The following is a 26,100-nucleotide window of genomic DNA, read 5'->3' on the forward strand; positions in this document are numbered from 1 at the left end:
GGTCCGCGGCTCAGTAGTGGTAGGTGTCGGAGGGAGCCGACGCGTGTCCGGGGTCGACCTCGTAGTCCGATTCGGTGACGGCGTAGGCGCGCGCGAGATCGAGGATCTTGGTGGCGCGAGCGATGCGCGGCAGATCCGAACCGTTGCGGATCTCGCCGCCGTCGCGCTCGAAATCGGCGAAGAACTCACGCGCCCAACTGATGTCGTCGGGTGACGGCGACAACCCCTCGTTGACCGGGGCGCACTGGTCGGGGGTCAGGCAGATCTTGCCGGTCATGCCGAACTCCACGCTCACCGCGGTTGCCTCCGACAACTTCAGTGCCCCGGACCCCACCGTCGGGCCGTCGATGGCGCTGGGCAGGTGGGCGGCCTTGGCGGCGATGGTGAACCGCGAACGCGCGTAGGCCAGGGTGGCCGGATTGTCGCCGAAACCGGTATCCCGCCGAAAATCGCCGATACCGAATGCCAAGCGGAAAGTGCCCTTGGCCGTGGCGATCTCGCTGATCCTCTCCAGTCCGCGGGCGGTCTCCACCAGCGCGACGATCGGCACGTCGGGCAGACGCTTCGCGGTCTCGGTGACGTGGTCGACCGACTCCACCATCGCCAGCATCACCCCGCCGACCGACGTCGTTGCCAGCGCGTCGAGGTCGTCGGCCCACCAGGGAGTGCCGAAACCGTTGACGCGCACCCAGTCTCCCGGTCCGCCCGGATGGTCGTCGGACTCGGTGGCCAGCCACCGCAGCACGTTCTCGCGGGCGGCGACCTTGTCCTTGGGCGCGACGGCGTCCTCGATGTCGAGAACGACGATGTCGGCGCGCGAACGGGCGGCCGGGGCAAACCGCTCATACTGAGCACCGTTGACGAGCAGCCAGCTGCGCGCGAGTACCGGGTCGATCCGCGAGCCGATGTCGCTCGAGTCGGGGTCGACGGTGGTGTTCTGCTGGTCGTACATCCTGGCCTTCTCGAGTGGTGATCGACGATGAATCCGTTCCATCGTTTCACACCCCGCCGCGGTGCCCGCCGGCCCCGACGTCCCCAACAGCGCGAACACTCGGCACGCCCCGGTGCGGCACACTTGGTCGCATGGCGACAGCGATCCGGATGCGCGGCATGATGGGCGCGCTGGGATCGGTGGCCGCCGGGTCGATGGCGGCGAATCTCGCGGCCTATGTCGTCTATGTCGGGGCCGGACGGTGGCTTGCGCCGGGCGATTACGGGCAGTTCGCGCGACTGCTGTCGGCGATGCTCGTCCTCGGTGTCCCGGCGTTGGCGTTGCAGTCGGTGATCGCCCGCGAGGTCGTCCGCGGACGCGGTATCGGGCTCGTCCGGGTCACCGTCACGACGGTCGCGGCCGTCGTCGTGCTCGCGCTGGTCGCCGTCCCGGTGGTCGTCGTGGTGGCCCGGACCGGGGTGGCCGCCACCGCTGCTGCCCTCGCAGCTGCGCCGCTGCTCGTGGTGATCGCCGCAGGTCAGGGTGTCCTTCAGGGGAGCGGCGAGTTTCGCGCGCTGGCGTGGGTTCTCGGGGCGGTCGGCATCGCGCGCTCGGTGCCGATGCTGGTGGCGTTCGCACTCGGCGTCGGCCCGACGTGGGGGCTCGCCGTCGGCACCCTCGGCACGGCCGTCGCCGCGGCCGTCGTGTGGTCTGCGGTCGGGGTGGTCCGCCGTGCCGATACCGGCCGGGGACGTTCTGGCCGTCGACTCCCCGGTGGCAGTGGAGCCGACCCGGACACCAGCACCGGGGTGAGTGCCGCGGGAGTGCTGCGCGCCTCGCAGGTGCAACTGGTGATGATCGTGGCTGTCTCGATCGACCTGCTGCTGTCGGGAACCGTGCTACACCCCGACGATGCCGGGGTCTACGCCCTCGGCGCGGTCGCGACCAAGGCCGCCTTCTGGCTGCCGCAGGCCATCGGCGTCGTCTTCTATCCACGGCTCGCCGATCCGGCGCGCTCGCGGACCGCCCTGCGTCAGGCGGTGACGGTGGTCGCGTCGATCGGGGCGATCCTCACGGTGGCAGCGGCCGCGCTCGGGCCGCTGGTGCCGCTCGTCGTCGGCGACGCCTACCGCCCGCTGGTAGGACTGCTGTGGTTGTTCGCCTACACCGGCTCGGCGATGGCCGTGCTGCAGGTCCTGCTGTTGTCGGCGATCGCGGCCGATCGCACCCGCGCCTCCGCGGTGACCTGGCTGGTCGTCGGGATCGAGGTGGTGGTGATCGTCTGCGTCGTCGATTCCGTCGTTGCGCTCGCGGTCACGGCCGCCGTGGCCGTGACCGCGGCCGCCGTGGCGACCGGCATCGACTGCGTGCGGGCGATGAGCCGCACGCCCACGGAGGCGGACCAGGTGCGCCGGCCGGCGTGACGATCGTTGGGCTGCTTCGGGTTACCGGGCTACTCGCCCGCCCGACGCGACCCGATCGTCAGCACCAGCCCGCCGACCACGGCGACGACGCCGAGGACCGCGGCGACGATCGGTACGACCCGACCCCAGATCACCAGCGGCGTCGACAGACTCCCGGCCAGATCGGACAACCGGTTCCGGGTGGCGTCGTCGTAGGCGAAGGTCGCCTGCAGATTCGTCAGGCGGAAGTAGGCGAACGCCGGGTCGGGGAGACGGTAGGCCTGATCGATGGTGACCCGTTCGTCGAGGATCGTGCCGGTCGAGGTGTCGACCGACAGTTCCCACCGGGAGCTCTGATGCAGGGTCGCGGTGAGTTGCCGCGCCGGATCGCCGCCGACACCGAACCACGACGCCGGACGCGTGATCCGGGTCGGCGGCACGCCGTCGGACACCCCGGAACGGGTGGCGTCGAGGTCGGTGTCGGGGACCTCGGCGACGAAGCGTTGCGCGCTGCGGCCGTCGACCTGCGCGTCGCCCTGCGGTGTCAGCGGCACCGACCGCCGGGTCGTCGGATCGAAGAAGGTGTGCTCGGCGACGCTCACCCCGAACGGCAGGACGTAGGTGTAGCCGGTGCGGTCCGGCGCGGGAACCGGCACCGCATTGCTGTCGTACTGGATCTCCGAATTGCCCCGCGCCCCGGTGCTGTTGGCGCCCAGATCGGGTGTTGCAGAGCGGCGCGAGAGGGTCACGCGATCCTTGAACGCCGACAACGTCGGATCGGTGCACGCCGACTCACCCGACGCAGGCGGCACCTCGGATCCGGGGCGGGCGGCGTCGGCGTCGGCGATGTGGCCGTCGAGCCAGATGCGGTCGCCCTGCACCGACGTGCCCGCCTGCAGGGTGATCACCCGTTTGTCGGCCGGGCGGACCGCGACCACGCGTTGCTGCCGGACCAGCGTGGCGGGCAGCGTACGTGCGGCCGGGGTGTTCAGCGAACAGCGATCCAGGATGGTGGCAGTCGGAGCGGGCGACCCCGATTCGCCCTCGTCACCGGTCGGGACGCTGGTGGCGACGGTGGTCACGTCGGTCGAGAGTGGAATGAGCTCGAGCTGGCCCACCAGCAGTGTCGGCAGCGCCAGCGCGGCCGCCAGGAGGAATCCGCCGAGGAAGATGATGGTCGGCCCGAGCAGGTCGCGCGTCGACCAGCGGCTCGGGCGGGGGCGGTCGTCGGCGCCGGGCTCGGGCATAACGGCGAGCGTACGCGGTCACCACACCCGCCTCAGGACGGCTACGGTGTTCTCCAGAATGTCCACCCAGCCCACGCCAGATGCCACAAGCACCAGCCGCGCCCCGTCGACCGGGCCCGCTCGCTGCGCTCCCGGCGCCCCGTCGACCGGGCCCGCTCGCTGCGCTCCCGGCGCCCCCGAGTACCGGCGATTCTTCCCGCAACTCGAGGGCATGCGTGCGGTGGCGGCGTTGGGCGTGCTGACCACCCACGTCGCCTTCCAGACCGGTGTGGTGAGCACTCCGGTGATCGGCCCGATCCTGGGCCGGCTCGATCTCGCCGTTGCCCTGTTCTTCGCGTTGTCGGGGTTCCTGCTGTGGCGCAATTGGGTGGCCGCGGCGCATCGGCAGGCTCGCCCGCCGTCGGTGCGGCGATATCTGCGGCACCGTGTCGTACGCATCTGGCCGGCATACGTGGTGGTCGTCGTCGTGGTGCTGACGCTGCTACCCGAGGCGCGCGGCGCCGACCTCACCGTCTGGCTCGCCAATCTGACGCTCACCCAGGTGTTCGTGCCGCTGTCGCTGACCGCAGGACTGACCCAGATGTGGAGTCTGTCGGTCGAGGTGGCCTTCTACCTGCTGCTGCCGATCCTCGGGGTCGCCCTGATGTGGCTGAGTGGAGCGCGGGTGAGCGCCCGGGTGCCCGCGCTGCTGGGTCTCGGCGTGATCAGCCTCGGCTGGGCCTGGGTGGCCCGTGCACTGCCGGTGCCCGACGGGACCGAACCGACGAACTGGGTGTTCGGCCACCTGCCATGGTTCGTCGCGGGCCTGGTTATCGCGGAGGTGGCCGGCGCCGCCGACCTCGGTGGACAGTCGACGATCACCCGCGCGATCGAGCGAATCGGTGCCCGCCGGTGGCCGATGCTGGCGCTGTTCATCGTCTCCTACGGTCTGGCATGCACGCCGATCGCCGGACCCACCGGGCTCGGCGTCCTCGCGCCGTGGCAGTTCGCCGTGAAGATGGCACTCGGAGCGCTGTGCGCATTCGCCCTGCTCGCACCTCTGGTGTGCGAGAAGCCGTTCGGGAACTCGCCGCGGGTGCGCGCGCGGTTCCGATTCCTCACCTCACCGGTCATGGCCGCGTTGGGCCGCTGGTGTTACGGCATCTTCATCTGGCACGTCGCGGTGCTCGCCGTGGTGTTCCCGCTCTTCGGGATCGTGCCGTTCTCCGGTAACACGACCCTGGTGTGGTGCCTCACCGCGGTGCTCTCGATCGGGATCTCGGCGGCGAGCTACGCCTTCATCGAGGAACCGGCCCGGGACTGGTTGCGCCGCCGCGAAAGTGCGCGGCGTGAACGCAGTCGCGAGAACCAGCGGCGTATCGAGGCCGGCATCGCCGAGGAGATCAGCAGCGACACCGCGACGAACGCCGGCAACTGAACCCACCACGAGAAGCCGTGGTAGCCGGTCGTCGCATGCCAGGGTCCCGACGCCAATCCCACCGTGGCGAGCATCATCGCGACGAAGCAGCCGACCACGACCACCCGCGACCGAGCGAACACGACCGTCGCCCCGGCCAGCACGCTGATCAGCACCGCCCACCATCCGGCAAGCAGCCACGACGCGGCCAGCCAACCGAGCGCGCCGACGCAGGCTGCGACCGTACCGCCCACCGCCGTACCGCCCACCGGCGCAACGGGAACCGGAGCCGGGGCCGGATGCGCCCGCCGTCGCCACGGAAGGAACGCTGCCGCGAAAAGCAGTGCGAGCAAGACGAATCCGACGATCAGCGACCATCGGTAGACACTGTCCCACCGGAACTTCAACGTCACCGCGCCGGATGCGCCGGCCGGCACCTGCCACCCCTGCTGCCAGCCGTCCACGACGACGGGGTCGAGTGTGCGACCGCCCAATTCGGCCACCCATCCGGGGTTGGTGCTCTCCGGCACCGACAGAATCCGGGCGATCGGCGCAGCATCGACGCGCACGCTGCGCGCAGTCGACTGCCACTGCTCGACCTTCGGACGGGTCACGGCACCGGCGGCCGTTGCACCGGGTATTGCGGTGTTGCTCAACCAGGTGGTGTCGACGGTGAACGCCTGCCCCGGATTCACCGACAACTCCTGCTCACCCGCGGGCAGACGGATCGGGGCCGACGAGCACGGGCGGGCCACCACCGGCTCACCGTCCCGCAACGCGGCGGCGGTGGTGTGTACCGACAGGCCGATCACCTGGCCCGACACCGTGATCCCGATGCCTGCATCGCAGCCGATGTCGATGGGCCTGCTCAGTGGTGGCGCGGCGGGCGGGGCGGGGGAGATCGTGATGTCGGCGATGCCGACCGGTGCGCGACTGGCGAATCCGAGACTGTTGACGTCGAGGAGGTCGGTGCGGTCGAGCATGGTGAGGGTGATGCGATCGGTGACGGCGGGCCGCAGACGGATGACGCCGTCGGCGCCGACGTGGACCCGTTGCGGACCGGTGCCGAGATCCACCGCCACCTCGGTCGGCGCGGCCGGGTAGCCGCCGGCGGGCGCGACGATCCGCAGACTCTGCACCTCCTGCAGTGCCGGCAGGGTCAGGGTCAGCGTGGGTTTGTCACCCTTCTTGGTGGGTTCGGCTGCGGTCCATACGGTTCCGGGGTCGCCATCGACGGCGGCCTGGCTCGACCCGCGCGGATCGTTGACCGCCGACGCCCCGGTCGCCCGCACCGTCGCCGGCGTGCGCAGCAACGCGTCGAGTCCGTCCCCGGGTTTGGGTCGCAGCACCACCGCGGGCGTGACGTCGACGCCGTCGGGGACCGAGAGTGCGCGCGTCATCACCCCCGGTGTTTCGGGACTCAACCCCAGACCCGACGCGCACAGTACCCGCGCCGCGGGTGAGCCGTCGTCGGCGCCACCGGGTTGGTTCACACATGTGGAGCGCCCGGAGAGTTCTTGGGTGAGAAGCCATCCCGCCACCGGCGTGCCCGGCGCGACCCGGGGTAGGACGACGCGGTGGCGGATGGTCAGCGGCAGCCCGGACGCCAGATCGATCACCCCGACCTCGCCGAGCGCGAACTGGTTTCCGGCGCTGCCGTCGTCGGTGGCCGAGGCGCGGATCTGCACCCACCGGGTCGGTCCGCTGGGTGCGGTGACCGTCACGGGCTTGCCGGGTTCGAGTCCGGAGGCCACCGTCGACCCGGCCTCGGTGGTCACCACGATCGACGAGATGTCCGGGCCGAGTGCCTTCGCTGTTGTCAGCCGCAGGGCGAGATCGCTTCGCGGACGATCGAACTCCAGACGTATCCACTGCCCGACCGCCGAGGTGAGACCCGCCGACACCCATGCCGTGGCCGGGTCGCCGTCGAAGGCGGCGGCCGCGGAGTTCGCCGGTGAGGTCTGTCCGGGCTGGGTGGCATCGGACGCCGACCCCGATGTCGAGACACGCACCCCGTTCGGCTGGTTGTCGAGAAGCCACTGCCCTTCGGTGAGTGGTTGTCCGGCAACGGGATAATCCGGAGCCGCGTTCTGCGTCCGGCGCGGATCCCCGGGCGCACGGATCGCGGAGCTGTGGTCGTCGACGCGGCCGAAATCGGTCTCGCGGTCGGCCGGGGTGTCGGTGAGGATCACCGGCGCCGACGGCAGGTCTGCGCGTTGCGCGTCGGCCTGCATCAGTGTGGGGCCGGCGGGGGGTTCTCCCAACCGTGCACGCAGATCCGCCAGTGCGGCAATCGCTTCGGGTCCTCCGGCGACACGCGGCATCGACGCGGTATCGGTCAGTGACGGACCCGTGCCGCCCGCCGCGTCGACCCGGTAGATCTGAATCGCGCGCATCGGTGGGCGTAAACCGTTGTCGCGCACCACACCCTTGGCGCTGGGCTGGCTCACCAGCGGACCGAACGACGCGGCGCGGGTCAGGCCGGGTGACCCGTCGAGGGCCTGCTGGGCCAGCAACGGACGCGCCGACCGCGAGGTGTCGGGGTCGAGATCGGCGCGTAACACGACGAAGCCGATCCCCTGATCGGCCAGTGTCGCAGCGAGCCCCGGTGACGCCCGCCCGTCGGCCAGATCGCGCTGGACCGAGTCGAGAGCCCGGATCGCTCCCGGCGGCGTCAGCGGGATCGCGTCACGGATGGCCCACGGGGAGTCGGCAAGGGGTTGCAGCGGCTCGTCACGCGTCAGTCCCCACAACTGATCGGCCGATGGTGCGCCCGGAACGACAAGCGCCCGTTGTTCGACGCCGTTCTGGGGGACACCGCTCTGGGATACACCCTCGTGGGCGTGCGCACCGAGCCACGACGCCGTCTGTGTCCAATAGTCCGGGATGGCGCGATACGCGCCGTCGGGGGCGAGTTGACCGGTCCACATCAGCGAGCCGGCGCCGGCCGAGGCGACGAGGACGACCAGCGCCGCGGCCACCGGCCGTGATCGTTGCGGATGCGCGAACGCCCGCAACCACTTTCGGGTCGGCGCCGACCCCGGCAGCGGCACGCGCGCCAACAGGTGTGCGACACCGAGCACCAACGGCAGCCGGACGAACGGCTCGAACTTGTGGACGTTGCGCAGGAATGCGCCCGGGCCATCGAGGAAGACCCGGACCGGCTCGGCGATCGGTGAGCCGAGCCCGCCCGCGTAACCGGTGCACATGAGCAGCAGCCCAATCGTCAGGATCGCGATCCATCGTCGCCGATACGGCATGTGCCGCATGCACAATCCGGCCAATCCGGCGGCGGCCAGGGTGCCGGTAGCCAGAACCGCGGCGGGTTGGGTCACCAGCACGGCGCCCGCCACGCGTTCGGTGGAGACGAACGGTGTCCACGAGCTCGTGCCGCGCAGTACCTCGGTCAGCGAGGTCCACTCGGTGGTCACCCGGGAGGATTCGATGAAATCCAGGAACGGCGGCGACACCCGCGACAGGATGAGCAGTGGCACGATCCACCACGCGCACCCCAGTGCCAGCCCGGCCGCCCAGGCAACCCCGAAGCGCCACCACCGGCGCACGTCGGTGCGTACGCACAGCAGAAACCACACGACCGCGACGCCCAATGCCGCGAGCGTGGCGACCGCGTTGACCGCTCCCATCAGCGCGACGGCCACCGCCGAGCGCATCGCGTGCCGGCACACGGGCGTGTCGTCGCGGCGATCCAGCGCACGCACCACCGGCAGCAGCACCCAGGGGGCCAGCATCATCGGCAGTGTTTCCGACGAGATGGAGCCGATCGTCGTCAACACCCGCGGCGACAACACGAAGATCGCCCCGGCCAGCAGCCGTGAGCCCATCGATCCCACGGCCAGCGCCTCGGCGAGACGGACGAGACCGACGAAGCCGACGAACAGGAGCACCGCCCACCAGAGCCGCTGGGTCACCCACGGCGCAAGACCGATCAGCTCACCGACGGCGTAGAACGCACCGTGCGGGAAGAAATAGCCGTAGGCCTGGTTCTGCACCTGCCCCAGCGGGGCCTGTGGCGTCCACAGGTGCGCGGCCCGCGCGAGGAAGCCGAGCGGGTTGGCGGTGAGGTCGAGCTTGGTGTCGGCGGCGGTCAGGCCGGGCGACTGCAGGAACGAGACGACCAACGCGGCCAGCGCGGCGACCGCCACACCGCGGCGGTCGAGCGTGCGCTGCGCGGCCGGGTCGCTCGAGCTCACTGCGGCCGGGTCGCTCGAGGTCACTGGCTGTCGCCGGAGCCACCCCGTGATCCGTAGTCCACCGAGCCCTGCACGAAGCCGCTGTTCGGATTGATGTTGTTCAGGTCCGTCGACGGGCTTGTCTGCGCCGACAGGACCCCGCCGAGGAGCACCGCGCCGAGTCCGACCAGGATGCCGGCAACTCCGGCGACGGCTCCGGCGATCAGGCGGTTGTTGCGCATGGTGGCCAAACTACCATCGGCGCCGCAGCGCTCGCGTGAGCGCGCGGGACGCCTCGCCGTGCCCGCGTTCAGTCGGCAACCAGCCGCGACCCGTCCAAGCGACTGAATCGGCCGAACCGCCAGGCCAGCCCGTAGAGCTCGTCGGCCGCCTCGCGTTGGCGGCGGATGACGTACCGGCCGGGAGCGATCCCGCTCGCGCCGTGCTCGGGATGCAGCAGATAGGCGACCGAGGACGCGTCGACGACGCCGAGGCTCAAGCCGTCGCCGTCGACGAACCATCGCCGGGTCCAGGTGCACTCCCCGTCGGCGAGCAGGGTGTGCGGGTTGCCGCCGCCGGCGCCACGGAGGATCTCGATGCCTGTCGGCGGCACTGGTGTGGGCGTCGTCGGCGCCCCCGACCGCGTCTCGGCGGCGGCGACCATGCGCCACGGGACCACGAGGAGGTCACCCTGCGCCTGTAGCCCGGCGGTGACCGGGATGGTGAGTGCGGTGTCGAGGTGATCGAGGACGCCGAGACCGCTCTGCTCGGTGAGTTCGGCGAGGGTGGTGGTGGCCGATGCTGTCGAAGTCATGTGTGTCTCCATGTGTTCTGGTGCGGTGGTGTGTTCCGGTGCGGTGGTATGCGGTATGCGGTATGCGGTATGCGGGATGCGCCTCACGTTCGGCGCACGAGTTGGGCGTAGTCGTCGGCGTCGAGGCCGTAGGTCCAGGCCGCGGCGGTCAGAGCGGTGGGCACCCAGCCGGGCACGTGGATGCCGTAGCGTCGGCGCCGGCCATCGCGTTCCCGGGAGCCATTGGTCACCACCAGGATTCGTTGATTGGTCCGCCATTGGCGGGGGCTGGCGTACAGCGCGAGGGTGGCCGCCTCGTTACCGGGATCGTCGGATTCGTCGATCAGTCGCATCCCGGCATCGTCGATCCATCGATCCCAGCCGATGCGTTCGATCGCGGTGCGGCGGATCTCGATGTTGCGTTCGGCGGCGATGCGTTCGGGTGTCGGATCGTCGATCACCCAGTGCGGCACGATCGTTCCGTGAACGGCATGCACAGCACAGCCGTCGGCGTAGGCGACGGCGGGACCGTCGTCGCGATGGAGGCGCCGTGTGCCGTGCGGGCTGTGCGGGATGGGTTCGGTGTCGACGGAGATCGGCCGTTCGGCCAGGACGCAGACGTCGTCGAATGCCCACCACCATCCGGCGGAAACCGCCAGCGCCGTGGTGATCTCGAGGAGTTCGACCTCGTCCGGCGGCAGCCGCGCCAAGCCCAATCGATAGGCGACGAGCCCGAACGCGCTGCGATGCGCCTCATGCTGACCGAACCACGTGCCGACGCCGGGCATCACCGGCAGCGTCGACTTGATGGGACGGCCGATGTTGTCGAAGAGGCTGGTGCGCAACGAGTCCCGGATGGCTGCCCGGACGACGTCGGGCACCTCGGCCCCGCCCTCGAGTGCCTCCGCCGGGCTCAGGGTCTGTGTGCGTCCGGCCTGTGCGCGTCCGGGGGTCACGCGCCGATTCGGAAAGACGGGTGACAGCCGGTCGAGACGCTTCTCGACGGCGTCACGCGAGCGTGCCAGCATCGCGGCGATCCGATTGGGGGCGTCGTCACGTCCGGGTGCGGTCGTGGTGTCGAACTTCTCGGTCTGGATACACCGCACCGCCGCGTGTGGCGATGCAATCCAGATGAATTGTGGGGGAGGGTGTTTGGTGATCCGATACAGTTCCGAGATCGCGGCTTCGGCAGTGGTGCGATCTGCTCGTCGGCAGTCGAGTCCGTGCTCGAGCCAGGCCACGCGGGTATCGGTCAGGTAGCCGGCGATCGCCGACGAATCCGAGCCGTCAGGTGGTGGCGGTGGAAAACGATTGCTGGACAGTATCGTTCGGTGGTCGACGCCGACGGGGTCGACCTGCACGGGGCTCACGCGAAGGAGGCGGTGGCCGCCTTTCCGGTAGTCATGACCATCAAGGATGGCACCATCGGCGCGCGAGCGCAAGGCTTACGTCGGGTCACGGCGACACCGGAGGTTGCTTGTCGCACTTGGCCGGAACGATGAACACCGGTCGGTGGCAGTGCTTCAGCACGCGGCCGGCCACGCTGGATCGCAGTAGTGCCTTGAGTCCGGAGTCGCCGCGGGTACCCGTCACCAACAGGTCGACGTCGAGGGCATCGGCGGCGGCGACCAGCGCACCCCACACCGTCGACTCCACCTCCACCAGGGTCCCGGTCGCATCGAGGCCCGCGTCCCGCGCCATCTCGACGCCCCGCGTGTTGATCTCGGCGGCTTCCGCGCGCAGGGCGTCGTCGACGTCGAGTTCGAGGGGCGAGGTGTCGACGAAGGGCTGGATGCCGGCCGAGAGACTCGACAGCCGGGCCGGATTGAGCGTGCCCGGCTGCCAGGCCGTGACCACGTGCGCGGTCGTCGCCCGCAGGAAGTGGGCGGCGTAGGTGATGGCCCGCTCGGAGTTGGCGCCGCCGTCGAACGCGATCATCACCGACTGGGGGACCGGACCAGAAGCGGACTGGGACACCGAAGAGGACGGGGACACGGATTCAGCGGGGGCGGAGTCGATCCGCGCACCCTGCTCCCGGTGTCGAGAGTCCATTGCCCAAGAGTACATGCAACACTCGTGCCATGGGCCCAACTCGACGACGCCGTTTTCGCCAGGTTCGTGACCTGATCGCGCTGGTGGCGGTGACCAGTATCGCCGTGGTCGGCTGCGGCACCGATTCCTCCTCGTCGGCCGCGCAGACATCGTCGAGCGCGGCCTCGTCGGCGTCGACCCGCTCGTCCCCGCCGGCGTCGACGAGTGCCGCGGCGCCCATCGGCTGCGGTGTGGCGACGCTGGCGAAGATGTCGCTGCGACAGAAGTTGGGCCAGTCGATCGTCGTCGGCGTGACCGGAACCGACGACGCGCTGTCGTTGGTCAAACGGGAGCCGGTGGGCGGCATCTTCATCGGCAGTTGGACCGACAAATCGCTCCTCACCGACCAGGGCGCCCTCGAGAAGGTCACCGCAGCCTCGTCGATCCCGCTGATGGTCAGCGTCGACCAGGAAGGCGGTCGCGTCTCCCGGTTGTCCTCGCTCGGTATCGACAGCCCGTCGGCGCGTGAGCTCGCGCGCACCAAGACACCCGAGCAGGTCCGTGCCCTCGCGGCGAGTGAGGGCAAGAAGATGCGGGCGTTGGGTATCACCGTGGACTTCGCCCCCGACGCCGACGTCAGCGACGAACCCGACGACGCGGTCATCGGTGACCGCTCGTTCTCCGACGACCCGGCCACGGTGGCCCGATACGCCCAGGCGTTCGCCGAGGGACTTCAATCCGCCGGAGTCATGCCGGTGTTCAAACACTTCCCGGGGCACGGGCACGGTTCGGGTGACTCCCACCTCGGTGTCGTGCGCACGCCGCCGCTCACGCAACTCGAGCGCAGCGACCTCGTCCCGTACAAGACGCTGCTGGCGAATCCGGGGAATGCGGCGGTGATGGTCGGGCATCTGATCGTGCCCGGACTGACCGTCGGTGACACGCCGTCGAGCCTGAGCGTCAACGCCATGCGCATGCTGCGGACCGGGCAACCGTACGGCGGTCCGGCCTTCGACGGCGTGGTCTTCTCCGACGACCTGTCCGGAATGGGCGCCATCACCCAGCGCTACCCGCTGCCGCAGGCGGTGCAACGCTTCCTCGTCGCCGGCGGCGACATCGCCCTGTGGATCACCACCGACAAGGTGACCGCCGTCCTCAACAGCCTCGAGTCCGCCGTCCGGTCCGGACAACTGAGCCAGTCGCGCGTCGACGAGTCGGTCGTCCGCATCCTCAAAGCCAAGGGGCAGCTACGGTGCTGATGACCGCCGGAGGAGAGCGGGGTGAATCCGCATGACTGATCCCCACCCGCCGCATCGGCCACCGCCACCACGTCCGCGCGTTGCCGTGACCCCGTTGGCGCAGCCTCCGGTCGCACGCACGCGTCGCACGCATCTGGTCGTCGGGCTCGCCGTGCTCGAGGTGGTCTTCCTGGTCGCCGCGGCGGTGGTGGTGATGATGTCGCGTGACGCGCTGACCGCTGCCCTGCGCGCCGATCTCGCGGCCGACAATCAGGGGGCCAGTGCCGCCGACATCTCCACCACGGTGTCCGTTGCGCTGCTGGTCGCCGCGGGTGTGGCGGCGCTGGCCGTCGTCGCGGCGGTCCTCGGTGTACTGCTGCTGCGCCAGGGCGGCAAAGCAGCTCGGCCCCTGCTACTCGGTTCGGCGGTCCTCGTGACGGTGCTGGCGGTCGCGTGGATCGTGACGACGAATTCGCTGCCCGCCGATACCGATACGGTTCTGCCGATGGTGTGGGTGTCGCGCTATCTGCCGTCGGCGGCGGCGCTCGCCGGAGTTCTGGCCGGTGTGCTGGCCCTCATTCCGGACGGCGGTGCGACCCTGCGTTGAGCGTCGCGCCGGTGGCCCGGCTGATGGGCGGGCCGATCGACGGGTCCGGCCGTCCGAGGTCGGCCAGGATGCCCTCGGCGCTGCGCACTGCCACCGTGGCCGCGTCGACGACCTGCGGGTCGGCCAGCGGATGTGCCGCCCGTGTCCGCCACCGGGCGGCCGCGGCAATTGCCGCCTCGCGCACCTCATTCGGGGTGGCGTCGTGCGCAAGTCCCAGGCGCACAGTCGGATACACGCCGCGGTCGCCGACGAGTCGGCTCAACTCGTCGAGTGTCTCGGGGGGCAGACCGATCCGTCCGGCCCGCACGGCCCCGATCAACCGCAATTCGCGGAAGCCGTGGGTGTCGGCCAGCGCGCGGCGCACCGACGAACGCAGTTGGGCCGCTGCGGGTCCCGGGGTGCCGGCGAGTATGCCGTCGAGGGTGCGCAGCGCCGAATGCGACTTGAGCTGCCAGGCCCGTTGGCCGAATTGCACGGTGATCAGGGAACTGAGCTCCGAGAGACCGCTGCGCGCGAGCAACTCCGTCGACAGCGCCGACGACGTCGTCGTCCCGAACCGGATCAACGTCACCGCCAGTCGGATACCGAAGACGCCCAGCCGGTCGGCCAGGGCTTGCCGCGCCTGCGGGTCGACGGTGGGCAGGATGTCCGGGCGGGTGAATCGGTCCATACTCAGCAGCGCTGATTCCAGATCGTCGGCAGGCACCGACGCCAGCGCGAGCAGCGCCCGGAACTCCCTCTCCCGCAACGTCTGTGCCCCCAACGCCAGCAGCCCCGACACCGGGAGGACCGAGTGGCACAGGCCGGTGCGGGTCAGTTCGCCGGTCAGTCGTGCAGCGATCTCCTGCGCCGACAGCATCGCATCCACCCGCCCGGCGCCGAGTTCGTCGGCACGGGACACCACCCCGACGACCCCGAGCGGGCCGGCCGAGGAGCCCATGGCCGCGGTGATCCGCCGCAGCATGGCGGAGTCGGCGGCGGTGAGTGTGCGCAGCAGATAGATGACCGCATCCACCCGAGGTCGCCCGTCCTCGGGCGCGAGAAGATGTTCGGTGGACGCCGACAGGTCCGACGACAACGACGCCAGCCCCGGGGTGTCGACCAGGGCGCGATGCTCCAGCGCCCGGGTCGGCCAGGTGACCTCGATGCGATCGATGCGATCGGCGGTCAACGTCCCGAGGTCGAAGCCGAGTCGGCCGTCGATTCGGGTCACCGGAACCGCAACGGCGGCACCGTCATCGACGCATGCGGTCACCGACGCCGTCCGGCCCCGGCGATACCAGGTGACCACCCGCGTGCACTCGGTGGCGTCGGTCGGTGCGATGTCCTGCCCGACCAGCGCATTGAGCAGCGTGGACTTGCCGGCCTTCAGCGATCCGGTGAGTGCGATCCGCAAGGGCGCTTGGAGTTGTCGCTCACACTCCTCGATCCGATCGAGGGCGCGTCGATCACCGGCCACGGCCGTGCGCGCTGCAGCGAGGAGGTCGGGGGCCGCCGGAGCGGGGCCGGGTGCGGGACTCATCAGGCGGCCTGCCCGGTGATCTGGGTCCCGGTGATCGCCTCGGCCGCACGACGCAGCGCCGCCACCGCCGACAACTCGCTCTCCAGCGCCGCGACCCGGGCGGCGCGCTCGGAATCCTCCAGTGCCGCCGCCGATTGCGCGGCGCTCAGCGACTCGTTGATCGAGCGGGCCGCCTGTTCGGCGATCTCGGCGAAGTGATCGCGCAGGATGCGCTGCATCGTGCGCAGCCGATCACGGGACTCCTTGCCGACCTGGAAGCTGACGTCGTCGGTGAACGAGCGCACCACCACCTTGGCCTTGTTGCGGCGATCGGCGAGTCGCGCCTGCTTGTCGTCACGATAGGCCTTGCTGCCCAACAACAGTCCCGCACCCACCGACACGGGATTGATCAGCGCCATCCCCATCATGGTGGAGATCAGTCCGAACATCAGCACACCGCCGTAGGAGCCACGCATCCCGACGATCAGCTTCTGGGTGATCGACATCGACGACGTGTTGGGTGCGCTGAGCTCGGTGACGGAATCGAGGATGCCGTCGACGCCGGCGATGTCGATGGCCGGCAGATCGGCGTACCCGGCCTCGGCGAAGTGCTCGGCGAGCCGCTCGGCCAGCCACACCGAGCGTTCGTGTGCCCACACGAAATTGTCGCCGACCGCGGTCGCGGTCTGGTCGATCAGCCACTCCGACAACCGGTCCCAGTCCTTCTCCGGATCGCCGTCGTCGATGGCGCGCTCGGCCTCCCGGGTCACCGCGCGCAGCCGGTCCCGCAGATCGTGATCGATGTCGGCGGCCAGGTCGGAGATCCCGTCGGTGAGGGTCTGCTGCCAGTGCGAGGACGACCGGCGCAGTCCCTCCGCCTTGGCCCGGGCCTCCCGCAGGCCTCGCACCGCGCGGTCGGCGGTCTCCGGATTCTTCAGTGCCGCAAGCTCACTGCCCAAGGTGAGCGCCAGGTGCTCGGAGACGGTCCGCAGGTCGGTGCCGGCGGCGGCGCGTGCAGATCGGCGCGCCGAGGGCACCACGGTTTCCCGGAGATACCGATAGAGGTCGGCGAAACCCGCCTCGGCGTTGAGTTGTTCGTCGCCGAGACGCAGGGCATGGGCGCGCATCGTCGACGAGACGGGAAGAAGTGGGATGTCGATGTCGGCGGCCCGCAGGTGGGCGCGGTCGGCGTCGGCGATCCGACGCCAATGCGGGTAGAGGTCGGTCTTGGTGAGCAGACAGGCCACGGTCGGGCACAGGTCGACCACCTGACGCAGGAACGCCATCTCCGGTGCGGTGAACTCCTGGCTGGCGTCGGTCACCATGAACACCGCGTCGGCGGCCGCGACCATGCCGAGAGTCGTTGCCGCGTACGGGTGTCCGTGACCCCCGACGCCCGGGGTATCGATCACGACGAGTCCGTCGGCCAGCAGTGGTCCGGGCGCGGTGATCTCCAGCCGCATCACCTCGCGTCCCTGGGTGTGGGCGCTGGTGGGGGTGACGGAGGTGACCTCGTCGAAGGGAATCGGGATCGGCTGGTCGGTGCCGGCGACCACCAGGTGGGCGGCGGGCTGCTCGGCGTGGGAGATCAGCGTGGGCACGGCGGTGCTCTCGTCGTCGCCCACCGCGCAGACGCCCAGGTTCAGCAGCGCGTTGACGAACTGGCTCTTGCCCTGTTTGAGGTTGCCCACGACGACGATGCGCAATCGGGGATCGGAGAGTCGGGCGTGGGCGCCCTGGAGGCGGGCGGTCAGGTCGTCGCGCTGTGTCTGTGCCGCCAGGGTCGCGGCCCGAGCGATGAGATCGGAGATCGTCGATCCGGTGGGGCGAAGATCGGAGGAAGCGGGCGCGGCGCCCTGCGGTGCGGGTGCTTTCGGCGTGTTGTCTTGTGGCGCGGCCGGATACATGGCCTGTTGCTCGGCGGATGTGTGCGACATGGTGCTCCCACGGTAGCCCGACCGGTGCCGCTGGGTCGCGGCATCGCGGTGAGAAAGCGAAGACCCTTTCCCTGCCCGCGGCTCCGGTCACGCGGGCAGGGAAAGGGCAGGGGGGATGTGGTCGGCGATCCCCGAGGGAATCACCGACCACCATCTCCTCGGCGGCGCGAGCCGTGAGGCCACGCGCGACGGTGGACGTCGTCGTCAGCCGCCGAGAAGTCCTTCGTGGCCCCCGATGCCGTGACCGGCATCGGGATGCGGGGTCGTGGAGTCGGTGCCGGGGTCCGCGCCGGTCAGGCCACCGCCGAGGCCGCTCTCGAGGCCTCCCGTCAGGCCCGAGGTGAGATCGCCGGTGGCGTGGGTGGTGGCGTCGAGGGTGTGGCCGAGCGGGTTGCCCGCGCCTGCGGAACCCGTTGCGCCGGAATCGGTTGCACCGGTGCCCAAGCTGCCGGCCGCCAGGCCCGTCGAGCCCGGTTCGGTGGTGCCCGGATCGGCGCCCGTTCCCACGCCCAGACCGTTGGCGCCGACCTGGGCGATCGATCCGAGTGCGCCATGGCCGCTCTCGGTGACGGTGCCCTCGGTGGTCGTCGTGTTCTGCAGGCCGGAGAGTGCGGTACCGACGAGACCGTGGCCGCCGATCGAACCGCCGGCGTCCCCGCCGGTCAGGTCGCCGAGGTGGGAGTCGATCTCGCCACCGAGCCCGCCTGCGGCCGCGCCGCCTCCGCCGAGGCCCAGTCCACCGGTCAGGTCATTGCCGACGTGGGTGAGTTCGGTTCCGAGGTGGTGACCCGCGTCGGGTGTGGTCGTCAGGCCCAGTCCGAGGTCGGGCGTGTGGGTCAGGTCGGTCGAGAGCCCCAGACCGCCGGTGAGATCCGAGCCGGCGCCGGCAAGGCCGTCGGCGATCGCCGCGGTCTGCAGGGCAGCGCTGCCGCCGGCAGTGATCGCGCCGCTGCCGACGATGCCGTTCTGGCCGAGTGTCAGGGCGGGTTGGGCGACGGTGACGAGGTCGGCGTCGACGATCCGATCGATACCGCCGCCGGCCTCGAGCGTCGAGGTGAGGCCCGCGGTGATCGACCCGGCCTGGCCGGTGTCGAGGTTCAGGGCCCCGCCGAGTGCGGAGGTCAGCGAGGTACCGAGATCGGCGCCGTCGACGAGCGAGCCGGCGACGGCGCCACCGAGGTCACCACCGAGGGCCGAACCGAGGACGGCGCCGAACGAACCGCCGAGCGCCGAGCCGATCTCGCCGCCACCGCCGAGTGCGGAGGACAGCGCGCCGGACAGCTCACCGGTCGTCGCGGTGAGCGCCGCGGAGTCGAGGCCCCCGATCAGTCCACCACCGATCGCTCCGCCCCCGGCGAGTTGCCCACCGAGTGCGGCGTCGAGGGCGCCGCCGAGTTGCCCGATCAGTGCGCCGTCGACGCCGAGGGCGGTACCCAGGTCGGCCGCGAGGACCTGCCCCAGCGTGGCTTGTGTTGCGCCGCTGAGGCTTCCGTCGATGCCGGTGGCCGCGGCGAGCATCCCGCCGAGTGACCCGCCGAGCGCGGCGGCGAGGTCGCCGCCGAGTCCGCCGACCGCGCCGAGTTCGGTCGCGAGCCCACCGGCCAGTCCACCGGCGAGCCCGCCGTCGAGCAACGCCGACAGTTGCGCGCCGCCCAGCCCGGCGGTGTCGAGCACGCCGGCCAGAGCGCCGCCGAGATCGAGAGCGGTGGACGCGCCGAGCGCCGAGCCGATCGTGGCGCCGAGAGTCGAGTTCAGGGTGGCGCCGAGAGCGGTGTCGAGGCCCGCGCCGGTGGCGAGCAGGCCGCTCAAGGTGCCGTCGGCGTCGATTCCGCCGGCGAGCGCGGCACCCAACGCGGCACCGAGGTCACCGGCGACGGCACCGCCTGCGCCCAGGGTCGAGGCCAGGCTCGCTCCGAGAGCGGCGCCCAGGTCGGTGTGAGCGTCGAGAGCTGTCGCGAGTCCACCGGAGAGGGCCGTGGAGAGGCCGCCGGAAAGAGCGGAGTCGAGTGCGGCCGTCAGTCCGGCGCCGCCCGCGCCACCGATCCCGAGTGCCGCGGTCAGTGCTGCCGACATCGCGGTGCCTGCCCCGGCGCCCGCGGTCAACGCGATGCCACCGGCGGCGGCCGCACTGCCGGCCAGCGCGGCGCCCAGCGCACCGCCGAGCCCGGCGGCCACCGAGCCGCCGGCGGCCAGGCCGGTCGCGAGCGCACCCGACAGCGTGGTGGTCAGCTCGCCGGCGAGAGAGGCGACGGCGCCGGCGTCGAGAAGTCCGGTCAGTTCGGCACCGACCCCGCCCGCTGCGGCGAATGTGCCGGTCAGTGCGGTGCTCAGGGCGGCCGACGCGCCTGCACCGAGGTCCAGGACACCCGAGAGGCTGGCGCCGAGTGCGGTGGCGGCGTCCAGGCCTGCGGTCAGTCCGGCCGCGAAGTCGGCTCCGAGGGCCCCGCCCGCGCCGAGTGCGGCACCGAGGGTGGCACCCAGCGAGGCGGCGAACGCTCCGGCGACCTGGCCGCCCGCGGTGAGGCCGGCCGACAGCACGGCGCCGAGTTCGGCCCCGCCGGCGCCCGCGAGTCCGGCACCGACGGACAGTACCGCCGAGAGCGACGACGACAATTGGGCGGCGAGCTCGCCGCCGAAGCCCAGCGAACCGATCAGCGCCGCGGCCAGTTGGCCGCCGATCTCGGCTCCGTCGCCGAGTGCGCCCCCGACCAGTGCGTCACCGCCGAGCAGGAGATCGAATGCGCCGCCGAGTGCGGCACCCAGTTGCCCGGCCACCGCGCCGCCCGCGCCGACGCCTGCGGCCAGGGTCGCTGCGAGTCCGACCGCGAGTTGTCCGGCGAGGTCGAGCTCGGCGAAGGCGATGCCGCCGAGATCGACTGCGGTCAAGGCGAATCCGGACAGATCGGCACCGACGACCCCGATGCCGCCGAGGACGCTGCCGAAGTCGATGGAGCCGAGCGAGAATCCGCCGACGTTCACACCGCCCAGGCCGACACCACCCAATCCGACGCCGCCCAGTGCTGCCCCGCCGAGGCCCAGTCCGCCGAGCGCCCCGCCGCCGAGGCCCAGTCCGCCGAGCGCCCCGCCGCCGATGCCCAGTCCGCCGAGGGCCCCGCCGCCCACAGCACCGCCGGCACCGACCGCGCCGCCGGCACCGGCGATCGCGCCGAGTGCTCCACCGGCGCCCCCGCCGGCGACCAACGGTGCCGCAGCGGCGACCTCGGCCGGGGTGACCCCGCTCAATCCGGCCGCGGCGAGCACGGTCTGCGGCGATCGGCAATACCCCTCAAGGGCTTCGTCGTCGCGCAACAGCCCCAGGATGAAGTCGAGAACGGCATTGTTGCTGCTCATGGGAAGTCTCCTCAAATGACATGCGGTGGATGATGACCACGCTATGGGGGCCGCCGGGCCGGCACATCGGGGAAAAATCCCCCCTTCGCCGCCGTGCCCCGTCACGTTCCCCGAGGGGGCATTTCCCCCTGCGGGCCGTGGGCCGGGCGCGGGTTACGGGGAAATTCCCCCATCTTTGCTCCGTCGGCTAACGACACGCCCGGGAGTCGCGACATGATGAGCAGCGTGACCTGCGGGTCACCCGGCGCGTCCACGCCGGTTAGAGGAGACGAGGAGAGACGATGACCGTCGACATCCGGCATGACGCGACACCCGAGCCGGCCGGGGGTGTGGGCGACCATGAGGCGGCTCCCGCGTTGGCGATCGGCATCAAGATCGGCACCGACGTCTCCATCGCCGTCGGTGCGCACGCCGACGGCTGGGCGGGTACGGTCACCCGCCCGACGCTCGAACTCGCCGGACGCGACGACTTCCTACCTCGCATCGGCGATCCGGTCGGTCTCGTCGACGCCGCAGGTGATCCGGTGTTCGCCGAGGCGCTTTACGCGCAGGCCGTCCATCGGCTGCTCACCGAGACACTGGAGGCGACCGGCGCAGACCCTCGGGCCGTCCAGGTGACGTTCGCCGTCCCGGACGGGTGGTCGCCGGCGGTGATCGCCGACGTCGCCCGCGCGGTGCAGGCGGCCACCGGGCTCACCGCGGACCGGTGCGCCTGGACGAGCGCAGCGGTCACCGCGGTGACCGCCGTCGAACACGCCACCGGCGCCTTCGCCGACGGCGATCCCGTTGTCGTCTACGACTTCGGTGCGTCCGCCACCACGGTGACGGTGCTCGCCGCCGGCGCCGATCCGACCCCGTTGACGCGACCACTGACCTCGACGTTGGTGAGTGGGCGTGACATCGACCGGCTGCTGCTCGATCACACCCTCGAGGCCACCGGGCTGGGCCAGGCGTTGGGCGCCCGGATCGACGATCCCTCGATCCTCGCCGACCTGACCGAACTACGCAGGCGTTGCCGTACCGCCAAGGAGATCCTGTCGACGGATACCGGTACCGCCGTGGATATCTCGGTCGGACCGCATCGCACCGAGGCCCGTCTCGTGCGTGAGGACGTCGATGAGCTGGTGCGTGGGCCGGTGCTGGAATCGGTGAGCCTCGTCCGAGACGCGCTCGCCGCCGCAGCCATCGATCCGCGTCGGGTGGCGGCGATCGTCGCCGTCGGTGGCGGCTCGACGGTCCCGATCGTCTCCGAACTGCTGGAATCCGCCCTGCACATCCCGGTGATCCTCGACCCCGATCCGGCGGGCGCCGCCGCGGTCGGGGCGGCGTTGATCTCCGCCGACCGTCTTGCCGGCGCCGGTGCCGCCGACGACGCCACCGCGCTGCTCGCCGCGGCCGCGCCCCTGCCTGCACCTGCCCCGGTCCACGCCGTCGAACCGGCCCCGGTCTCCGAAAGTGCTCCCGCGCAACGCCTCTCGAATCGCAAACGCGGTGTTCTGGTCGCGCTCGGCGTGGCGGTCATCGCGGTGTTCACCGCCGCCGGATTGTCGGTGGGCACCGGGCTCGTCGGCTCGACCAAGCCGACGACACCCGCGCCGGCCGAAGGCGCGGTGCCCAGCGGATCGCACGGGGCATCCACTGCCGCGCGGTCGACGCCGTCCTCCGCGCAGGCCGGTGGTTCGGCGCCGTCGGGGTCGGGTCGCGGCGTACCGGCGGGAACGGCCGGGCGCAACGCCACCACCGGTGCGCCCTCCTCGGCGGCCGCCGGCGTACCGGCGGCCTCCACCGCTCCGCAGGCCGGCCAACCGGCAGCCTCCACCGCGGCGCCACAGCCGTCGGCCTCCAACGGCGGTGCGACCGATGGGGGTGCGACGAACGGCGGTACGACCGGCGGGGGCACCGGCAGCGGGAGTGACGGCGGCAGCGGGAACACCGACACCGGCGGCACCGACGACGGCTCGGGCGGTGGCGCGCCGTCCGGCGGCTCGGGCAACAGCGGTTCGGGTTCGGGCGGTGGAATCGGTGGCGCGGTGCGCCAGTTGCCGGGCGACGTCCTCGGCGGCGTGGGTCAGATCACCTGCGGCCTCGTCGGACTGCCGGCGTGCCCGTGAGCGAGGGCCTCGCGGCTCCCGCCGCCGTGGCACCCTTGCCCGGCGACGAGTCCGATCCCTGGGCGATCCGCGTCGTCGACGAACTCGGCCGACACGGTTGCGGTCTCGATCTCGCCGTTCTGGTCGGCCCGCCCGGCAGCGGCCGGTCGCGGGCGTTGGCGACCCTCGCCGATCGCTTACGCGCGGGCGGTGCGCGGGTCGTCGTCGGAATCCCGCGGGACGCGGAGTGGTCCGACGCCCACGGTCGCCGACCCGTCGTGATCGCCGACGACGTCCATGCCTGGCCGGTCGCGAGCGTCGCCCGATTGCGCTCGGCACTCGACGACGGCCACGTCGCGGTGCTCGCCGCGACCGAGAACAGGGTGCGCGACACCATGATCACCGGCCTCGTCCAACGGTCCCGCCCCGGCGGCGGAGTCCGGGTGTGCGCCCCGGTGTCGACCGCGTGGGTACTCGATCGGGCCTTGCTGCGGCGCGTCGACCTCGATCCGACACAGGCCTCCCACATCCGACGCGCGTGTGCGGGTGCACCGGGCCTCATCGACGAAATCCTTGTGACGCTGACGTCCGATATGGGTGCAGCACAACATGATTCGCGACCAACGGACGCCGTCGAGCATGCTGCTCTGCTCGCGCGGACGGCGTACCGGCGTCGTGTGGAGCATCTCGACGACGCCACCCTCGCCGTTCTCGCGATCGCCGACGAGGGCAACGGGCTCGACACCTCGATGGTCGCCGAGGTCCTCGACATCGACGAGCAGAGCGCGATCACCGCGATCGACCGAGCGCGGGGCAGCGGTCTGCTCCTGAGCGCCGACACCCTGGTGTCGGCTGCGCGGGGGCCGCTGGTGGAAACGCTGGGTTCGGGTCGGGTCACGCAGGTGAGGCGTGCGAGTGTGGTGCGCCGCATGGGAACCGGCTCGATCTCGCCGCGTGATGCGATGGCCGCCGCCGAACTGGGTATTCGCGAGCCCCGGGTGAGTGCGGCGCTGCTCGAGGCGGCCGCCCACGCGTCGGCGTCGGAGGCGGAGGTGCTCCTGACCGCAGCCGCCGGTGCCGGGGGTGATGCCTTCGAAATCGCGCTGCGCCGAGCGCATGTGGCGCTGGCCGCCGGTGACGTCCACCGCGCATCGCAAATCGTCGACGAGATCATCGGGGCCGCAACGAGTCCCGCAGCCGAGATCGTGGCCCCGACCATGCTGTCGGCGCGGATCGCGCTCGCTGCCGGCCGGCCGTCCCACGCCGCCGACCTCATTCGCTGGCTGGGTCCGGAGTATGCTGCGACGCAACCGATCACGGCGGTCCGCGCGCTGCTCGACGTTGGCGATCGCGACGCCGCCGCCCGATATCTGACCGACACCGGTGCGGCGCCGACGGCCGTGCGCACAGCACAGCGTGACGTCCTGCGAGCCCTGTTCGGCGAGCCGATCGGCGGACCGACGCTCGACGGTCTGTTGCGGGCGCTGCCGATGCTTGCCGATCACGACGACATCGCCTGGCCGGCACTGATGCTTGCCGTGCAGTCCGGAGACATCCTCGCCGCCCGGATGGTGGCCGACGAGGTCTTCGACGCCGACCGCCGTGATCTCGCACTGCAGTGGATCGCGCTGCTTCTCGATCCACACCCCGCACCCGGCGTGCCGACGCCCGTGCCGGTCGCGCGTACGCCCGCCGATCGGGTGCGTGCGGAGGTCGCCGCGCTCGGGCGGGTTCCGACTCCCAACGCCGGTCGTGGACAGGCTCTGCGGGCTGCGGCCGCCATCGAGTTCGGGCTCGTCGACGCGCTCACCCTCGGCGAGCTATGGCTATCACTCGCCGCGGCCGGCGAACAGGTGCGTGTGCGCGGTCAGGTCGCCGCATTCGACGAGATCGTCGCCGGGGTCGGTCTCGCAAGCGGCTGGGCGGTGACGTGGAACTGGTATGCGGTCCGCGCGTGCGCCGCCGTCGGCGACCGGACGGGTGCCGGGAACCGGCTCGCCCGCCTCGAGACGGCGCTGTCGGCACATCCCGGGGACGAGCGCACCGCAACTCTGGTGGCGGCCGCGCGTGTCGTGCACGATCTGGCCTTCGCCGCAACGCCGGTCGACGATCGGCGGGTGGTGCAGGCCCGGGCCGGACTGGTCGCCATCGGCGCACCGACAGACGCCGCCCGTCTGTGCGCCGACACCGCCGCACCCGACCTGCCGAGCCCGCGTCCGACACGCGCCGAAGTGTCATCCCCGCAGGTCAGCCCACCATCGGGGCCGTTGACCGAACGTGAGGCGCAGGTGGCCCACGAGCTTCTCGCCGGCTGCACGTATGCCGAGATCGGCGCCCGGTTGTTCATCTCGGCGAAGACCGTCGAGCACCACGTCGCCCGTATTCGCCGGCGCTTCGGGGGCGGGTCACGGTCGGAGATCCTCGCCGCGTTGCGCGCAGCCGGTTACCGCTGAATCTTACTGAACGGTAAGATGATCTGATCCCTGCCGCGCGGTGGGGGTGTGGCGAGTGTGAGGAGCCATCATGGTCGGCGGGACCAAACGACTGCCCCGCGCGGTGCGCGAGCAGCAGATGCTCGACGCCGCGGTCTCGGTGTTCGCCGAGAACGGCTTCCGGGACACGTCCATGGATTCGATCGCAGCCCAGGCGAAGATTAGCAAACCGATGCTGTATCTGTACTACGGGTCCAAAGAAGAGCTGTTCAGTGCGTGTATCGCCCGAGAGGGCGGTCGGTTCATCGACGCGATGTCGGTCGGCTTCGACCCCAAGCTGCGCCAGAGCGAACAGGCCCGCACGGTGGTGCGGGAATTCCTCCGCTATGTCGACGAGAACCGCGAGTCCTGGCGGGTGCTCTACCGGGTTGCCGTCGGATCGGCGGCCTTCGCCGACACCGTCAGCACCAGCCGTCGACACATCGTCGATATGGTCTCCGACCTGATCCGCCGCGGTACCACGGTCGAGGGCGCGCTCGACATCGATTTCGAGCTCACCGCGATCGCGCTCGTCGGGGCCGGTGAGGCTGTTGCCGACCGGATGAGCGAAGGCGACGTCGACCTCGAGACCGCCACCGATCTCCTGGTCGGCATCACCTGGCGCGGCCTGAAGGGCGTCGGTATCCACACCCCGTCCTGACGCGCGTTCACCGGTGCGGCGCCCGGTGCCGACGCAACATCACCGAACCCAGCCACACCAGCACCGCCGCCGCGAGTAGCCCCGGCATCATGTGGACGGCGAGCACACCGACGAGACTCGGCCCGCCCCAGTCGTTCTGGTAATCGTTGCCGACTGTGAACGGTTCGGCCGCCGCGCGGCCGATGAAGAACACACACACCATCACCACGAGCGTCAGACCCCAGATCCGGGCGAGCTTTCTCATGCTGCCGAC

Annotated in this window: 17 protein-coding genes and 1 pseudogene; 7 read left to right on the forward strand and 11 right to left on the reverse strand. The window is 71.1% G+C overall.

Annotation, left to right across the window (positions count from 1 at the left end):
- Nucleotides 1-10 precede the first annotated feature (10 nt).
- Complete coding sequence (locus tag GOPIP_RS09405; protein ID WP_006369411.1) at nucleotides 11-952, reverse strand: HpcH/HpaI aldolase/citrate lyase family protein; 942 nt, start codon at nucleotides 950-952, stop codon at nucleotides 11-13.
- Between the two features lie 131 nt (nucleotides 953-1,083).
- Between GOPIP_RS09405 and GOPIP_RS09410 the strand changes: the two genes are divergently transcribed.
- Nucleotides 1,084-2,355: a polysaccharide biosynthesis protein gene (locus tag GOPIP_RS09410; protein ID WP_035727568.1), complete on the forward strand. Its 1,272-nt coding sequence runs from the start codon at nucleotides 1,084-1,086 to the stop codon at nucleotides 2,353-2,355.
- 29 nt (nucleotides 2,356-2,384) lie between these two features.
- Here the strand turns inward: GOPIP_RS09410 and pgfA are convergent, their stop codons facing one another.
- Nucleotides 2,385-3,581, reverse strand: a complete 1,197-nt coding sequence (gene pgfA, locus GOPIP_RS09415; protein WP_006369413.1) for a cell envelope lipid trafficking protein PgfA — start codon at nucleotides 3,579-3,581, stop codon at nucleotides 2,385-2,387.
- Between the two features lie 211 nt (nucleotides 3,582-3,792).
- Here pgfA and GOPIP_RS28250 point away from each other — a divergent pair.
- A pseudogene (locus tag GOPIP_RS28250) lies at nucleotides 3,793-4,839 on the forward strand (acyltransferase family protein); the annotation flags it as partial.
- A gap of 11 nt (nucleotides 4,840-4,850) precedes the next feature.
- Here the strand turns inward: GOPIP_RS28250 and GOPIP_RS09420 are convergent.
- The 5 genes from GOPIP_RS09420 to GOPIP_RS09440 form a co-directional block, all read right to left on the reverse strand.
- Nucleotides 4,851-9,188: an alpha-(1->3)-arabinofuranosyltransferase domain-containing protein gene (locus GOPIP_RS09420; protein ID WP_050955251.1), complete on the reverse strand. Its 4,338-nt coding sequence runs from the start codon at nucleotides 9,186-9,188 to the stop codon at nucleotides 4,851-4,853.
- Nucleotides 9,189-9,208: 20 nt separating this feature from the next.
- Nucleotides 9,209-9,409, reverse strand: a complete 201-nt coding sequence (locus GOPIP_RS09425; protein WP_006369416.1) for a DUF2613 domain-containing protein — start codon at nucleotides 9,407-9,409, stop codon at nucleotides 9,209-9,211.
- Nucleotides 9,410-9,477: 68 nt separating this feature from the next.
- Nucleotides 9,478-9,981: a DUF8820 family protein gene (locus tag GOPIP_RS09430; protein ID WP_006369417.1), complete on the reverse strand. Its 504-nt coding sequence runs from the start codon at nucleotides 9,979-9,981 to the stop codon at nucleotides 9,478-9,480.
- Between the two features lie 83 nt (nucleotides 9,982-10,064).
- Nucleotides 10,065-11,330, reverse strand: coding sequence for a DUF6745 domain-containing protein (locus GOPIP_RS09435; protein WP_020172570.1), 1,266 nt, complete (start codon nucleotides 11,328-11,330; stop codon nucleotides 10,065-10,067).
- An 85-nt stretch (nucleotides 11,331-11,415) separates the two neighbouring features.
- Nucleotides 11,416-12,012, reverse strand: coding sequence for a universal stress protein (locus GOPIP_RS09440; RefSeq protein WP_050955246.1), 597 nt, complete (start codon nucleotides 12,010-12,012; stop codon nucleotides 11,416-11,418).
- Between the two features lie 29 nt (nucleotides 12,013-12,041).
- Between GOPIP_RS09440 and GOPIP_RS09445 the strand changes: the two genes are divergently transcribed.
- Nucleotides 12,042-13,250 (forward strand): glycoside hydrolase family 3 N-terminal domain-containing protein, encoded by a 1,209-nt coding sequence (locus GOPIP_RS09445; RefSeq protein ID WP_196813434.1) that lies wholly within the window; start codon nucleotides 12,042-12,044, stop codon nucleotides 13,248-13,250.
- Between the two features lie 31 nt (nucleotides 13,251-13,281).
- A complete protein-coding gene (locus GOPIP_RS09450; RefSeq protein ID WP_210738958.1) occupies nucleotides 13,282-13,836 on the forward strand; it encodes a hypothetical protein in 555 nt (184 codons plus the stop codon).
- Here GOPIP_RS09450 and GOPIP_RS09455 read toward each other — a convergent pair.
- The 3 genes from GOPIP_RS09455 to GOPIP_RS09465 form a co-directional block, all read right to left on the reverse strand.
- Complete coding sequence (locus GOPIP_RS09455; protein ID WP_006369423.1) at nucleotides 13,805-15,358, reverse strand: dynamin family protein; 1,554 nt, start codon at nucleotides 15,356-15,358, stop codon at nucleotides 13,805-13,807. The two genes, GOPIP_RS09450 and GOPIP_RS09455, sit on opposite strands and share 32 nt — an antisense overlap.
- Nucleotides 15,358-17,274 (reverse strand): dynamin family protein, encoded by a 1,917-nt coding sequence (locus tag GOPIP_RS09460; protein ID WP_006369424.1) that lies wholly within the window; start codon nucleotides 17,272-17,274, stop codon nucleotides 15,358-15,360. The genes GOPIP_RS09455 and GOPIP_RS09460 overlap by 1 nt, the downstream gene beginning before the upstream one ends.
- A gap of 204 nt (nucleotides 17,275-17,478) precedes the next feature.
- The gene (locus tag GOPIP_RS09465; RefSeq protein ID WP_006369425.1) at nucleotides 17,479-20,625 is read right to left on the reverse strand and encodes an IniB N-terminal domain-containing protein; all 3,147 of its coding nucleotides are present in this window, start codon (nucleotides 20,623-20,625) and stop codon (nucleotides 17,479-17,481) included.
- A gap of 281 nt (nucleotides 20,626-20,906) precedes the next feature.
- Between GOPIP_RS09465 and GOPIP_RS09470 the strand changes: the two genes are divergently transcribed.
- The 3 genes from GOPIP_RS09470 to GOPIP_RS09480 all read left to right on the forward strand — a co-directional run bounded on the left by GOPIP_RS09470 (nucleotide 20,907) and on the right by GOPIP_RS09480 (nucleotide 25,847).
- The gene (locus GOPIP_RS09470; protein ID WP_006369426.1) at nucleotides 20,907-22,736 is read left to right on the forward strand and encodes an Hsp70 family protein; all 1,830 of its coding nucleotides are present in this window, start codon (nucleotides 20,907-20,909) and stop codon (nucleotides 22,734-22,736) included.
- Entirely contained in the window at nucleotides 22,733-25,168 is a 2,436-nt protein-coding gene (locus GOPIP_RS09475; protein WP_244421130.1) for a helix-turn-helix domain-containing protein, read from the forward strand. Before GOPIP_RS09470 ends, GOPIP_RS09475 begins: the two co-directional genes overlap by 4 nt.
- 70 nt (nucleotides 25,169-25,238) lie before the next feature.
- Entirely contained in the window at nucleotides 25,239-25,847 is a 609-nt protein-coding gene (locus GOPIP_RS09480; protein ID WP_006369428.1) for a TetR/AcrR family transcriptional regulator, read from the forward strand.
- A gap of 7 nt (nucleotides 25,848-25,854) precedes the next feature.
- Here the strand turns inward: GOPIP_RS09480 and GOPIP_RS09485 are convergent, their stop codons facing one another.
- Nucleotides 25,855-26,091 carry a hypothetical protein gene (locus GOPIP_RS09485; protein ID WP_006369429.1) on the reverse strand — a complete coding sequence of 79 codons (237 nt, stop codon included), beginning with the start codon at nucleotides 26,089-26,091 and terminating at the stop codon, nucleotides 25,855-25,857.
- Nucleotides 26,092-26,100: the final 9 nt, after the last annotated feature.

It is taken from the genome of Gordonia polyisoprenivorans NBRC 16320 = JCM 10675 (genome assembly GCF_000241325.1).
Lineage (GTDB): Bacteria > Actinomycetota > Actinomycetes > Mycobacteriales > Mycobacteriaceae > Gordonia > Gordonia polyisoprenivorans.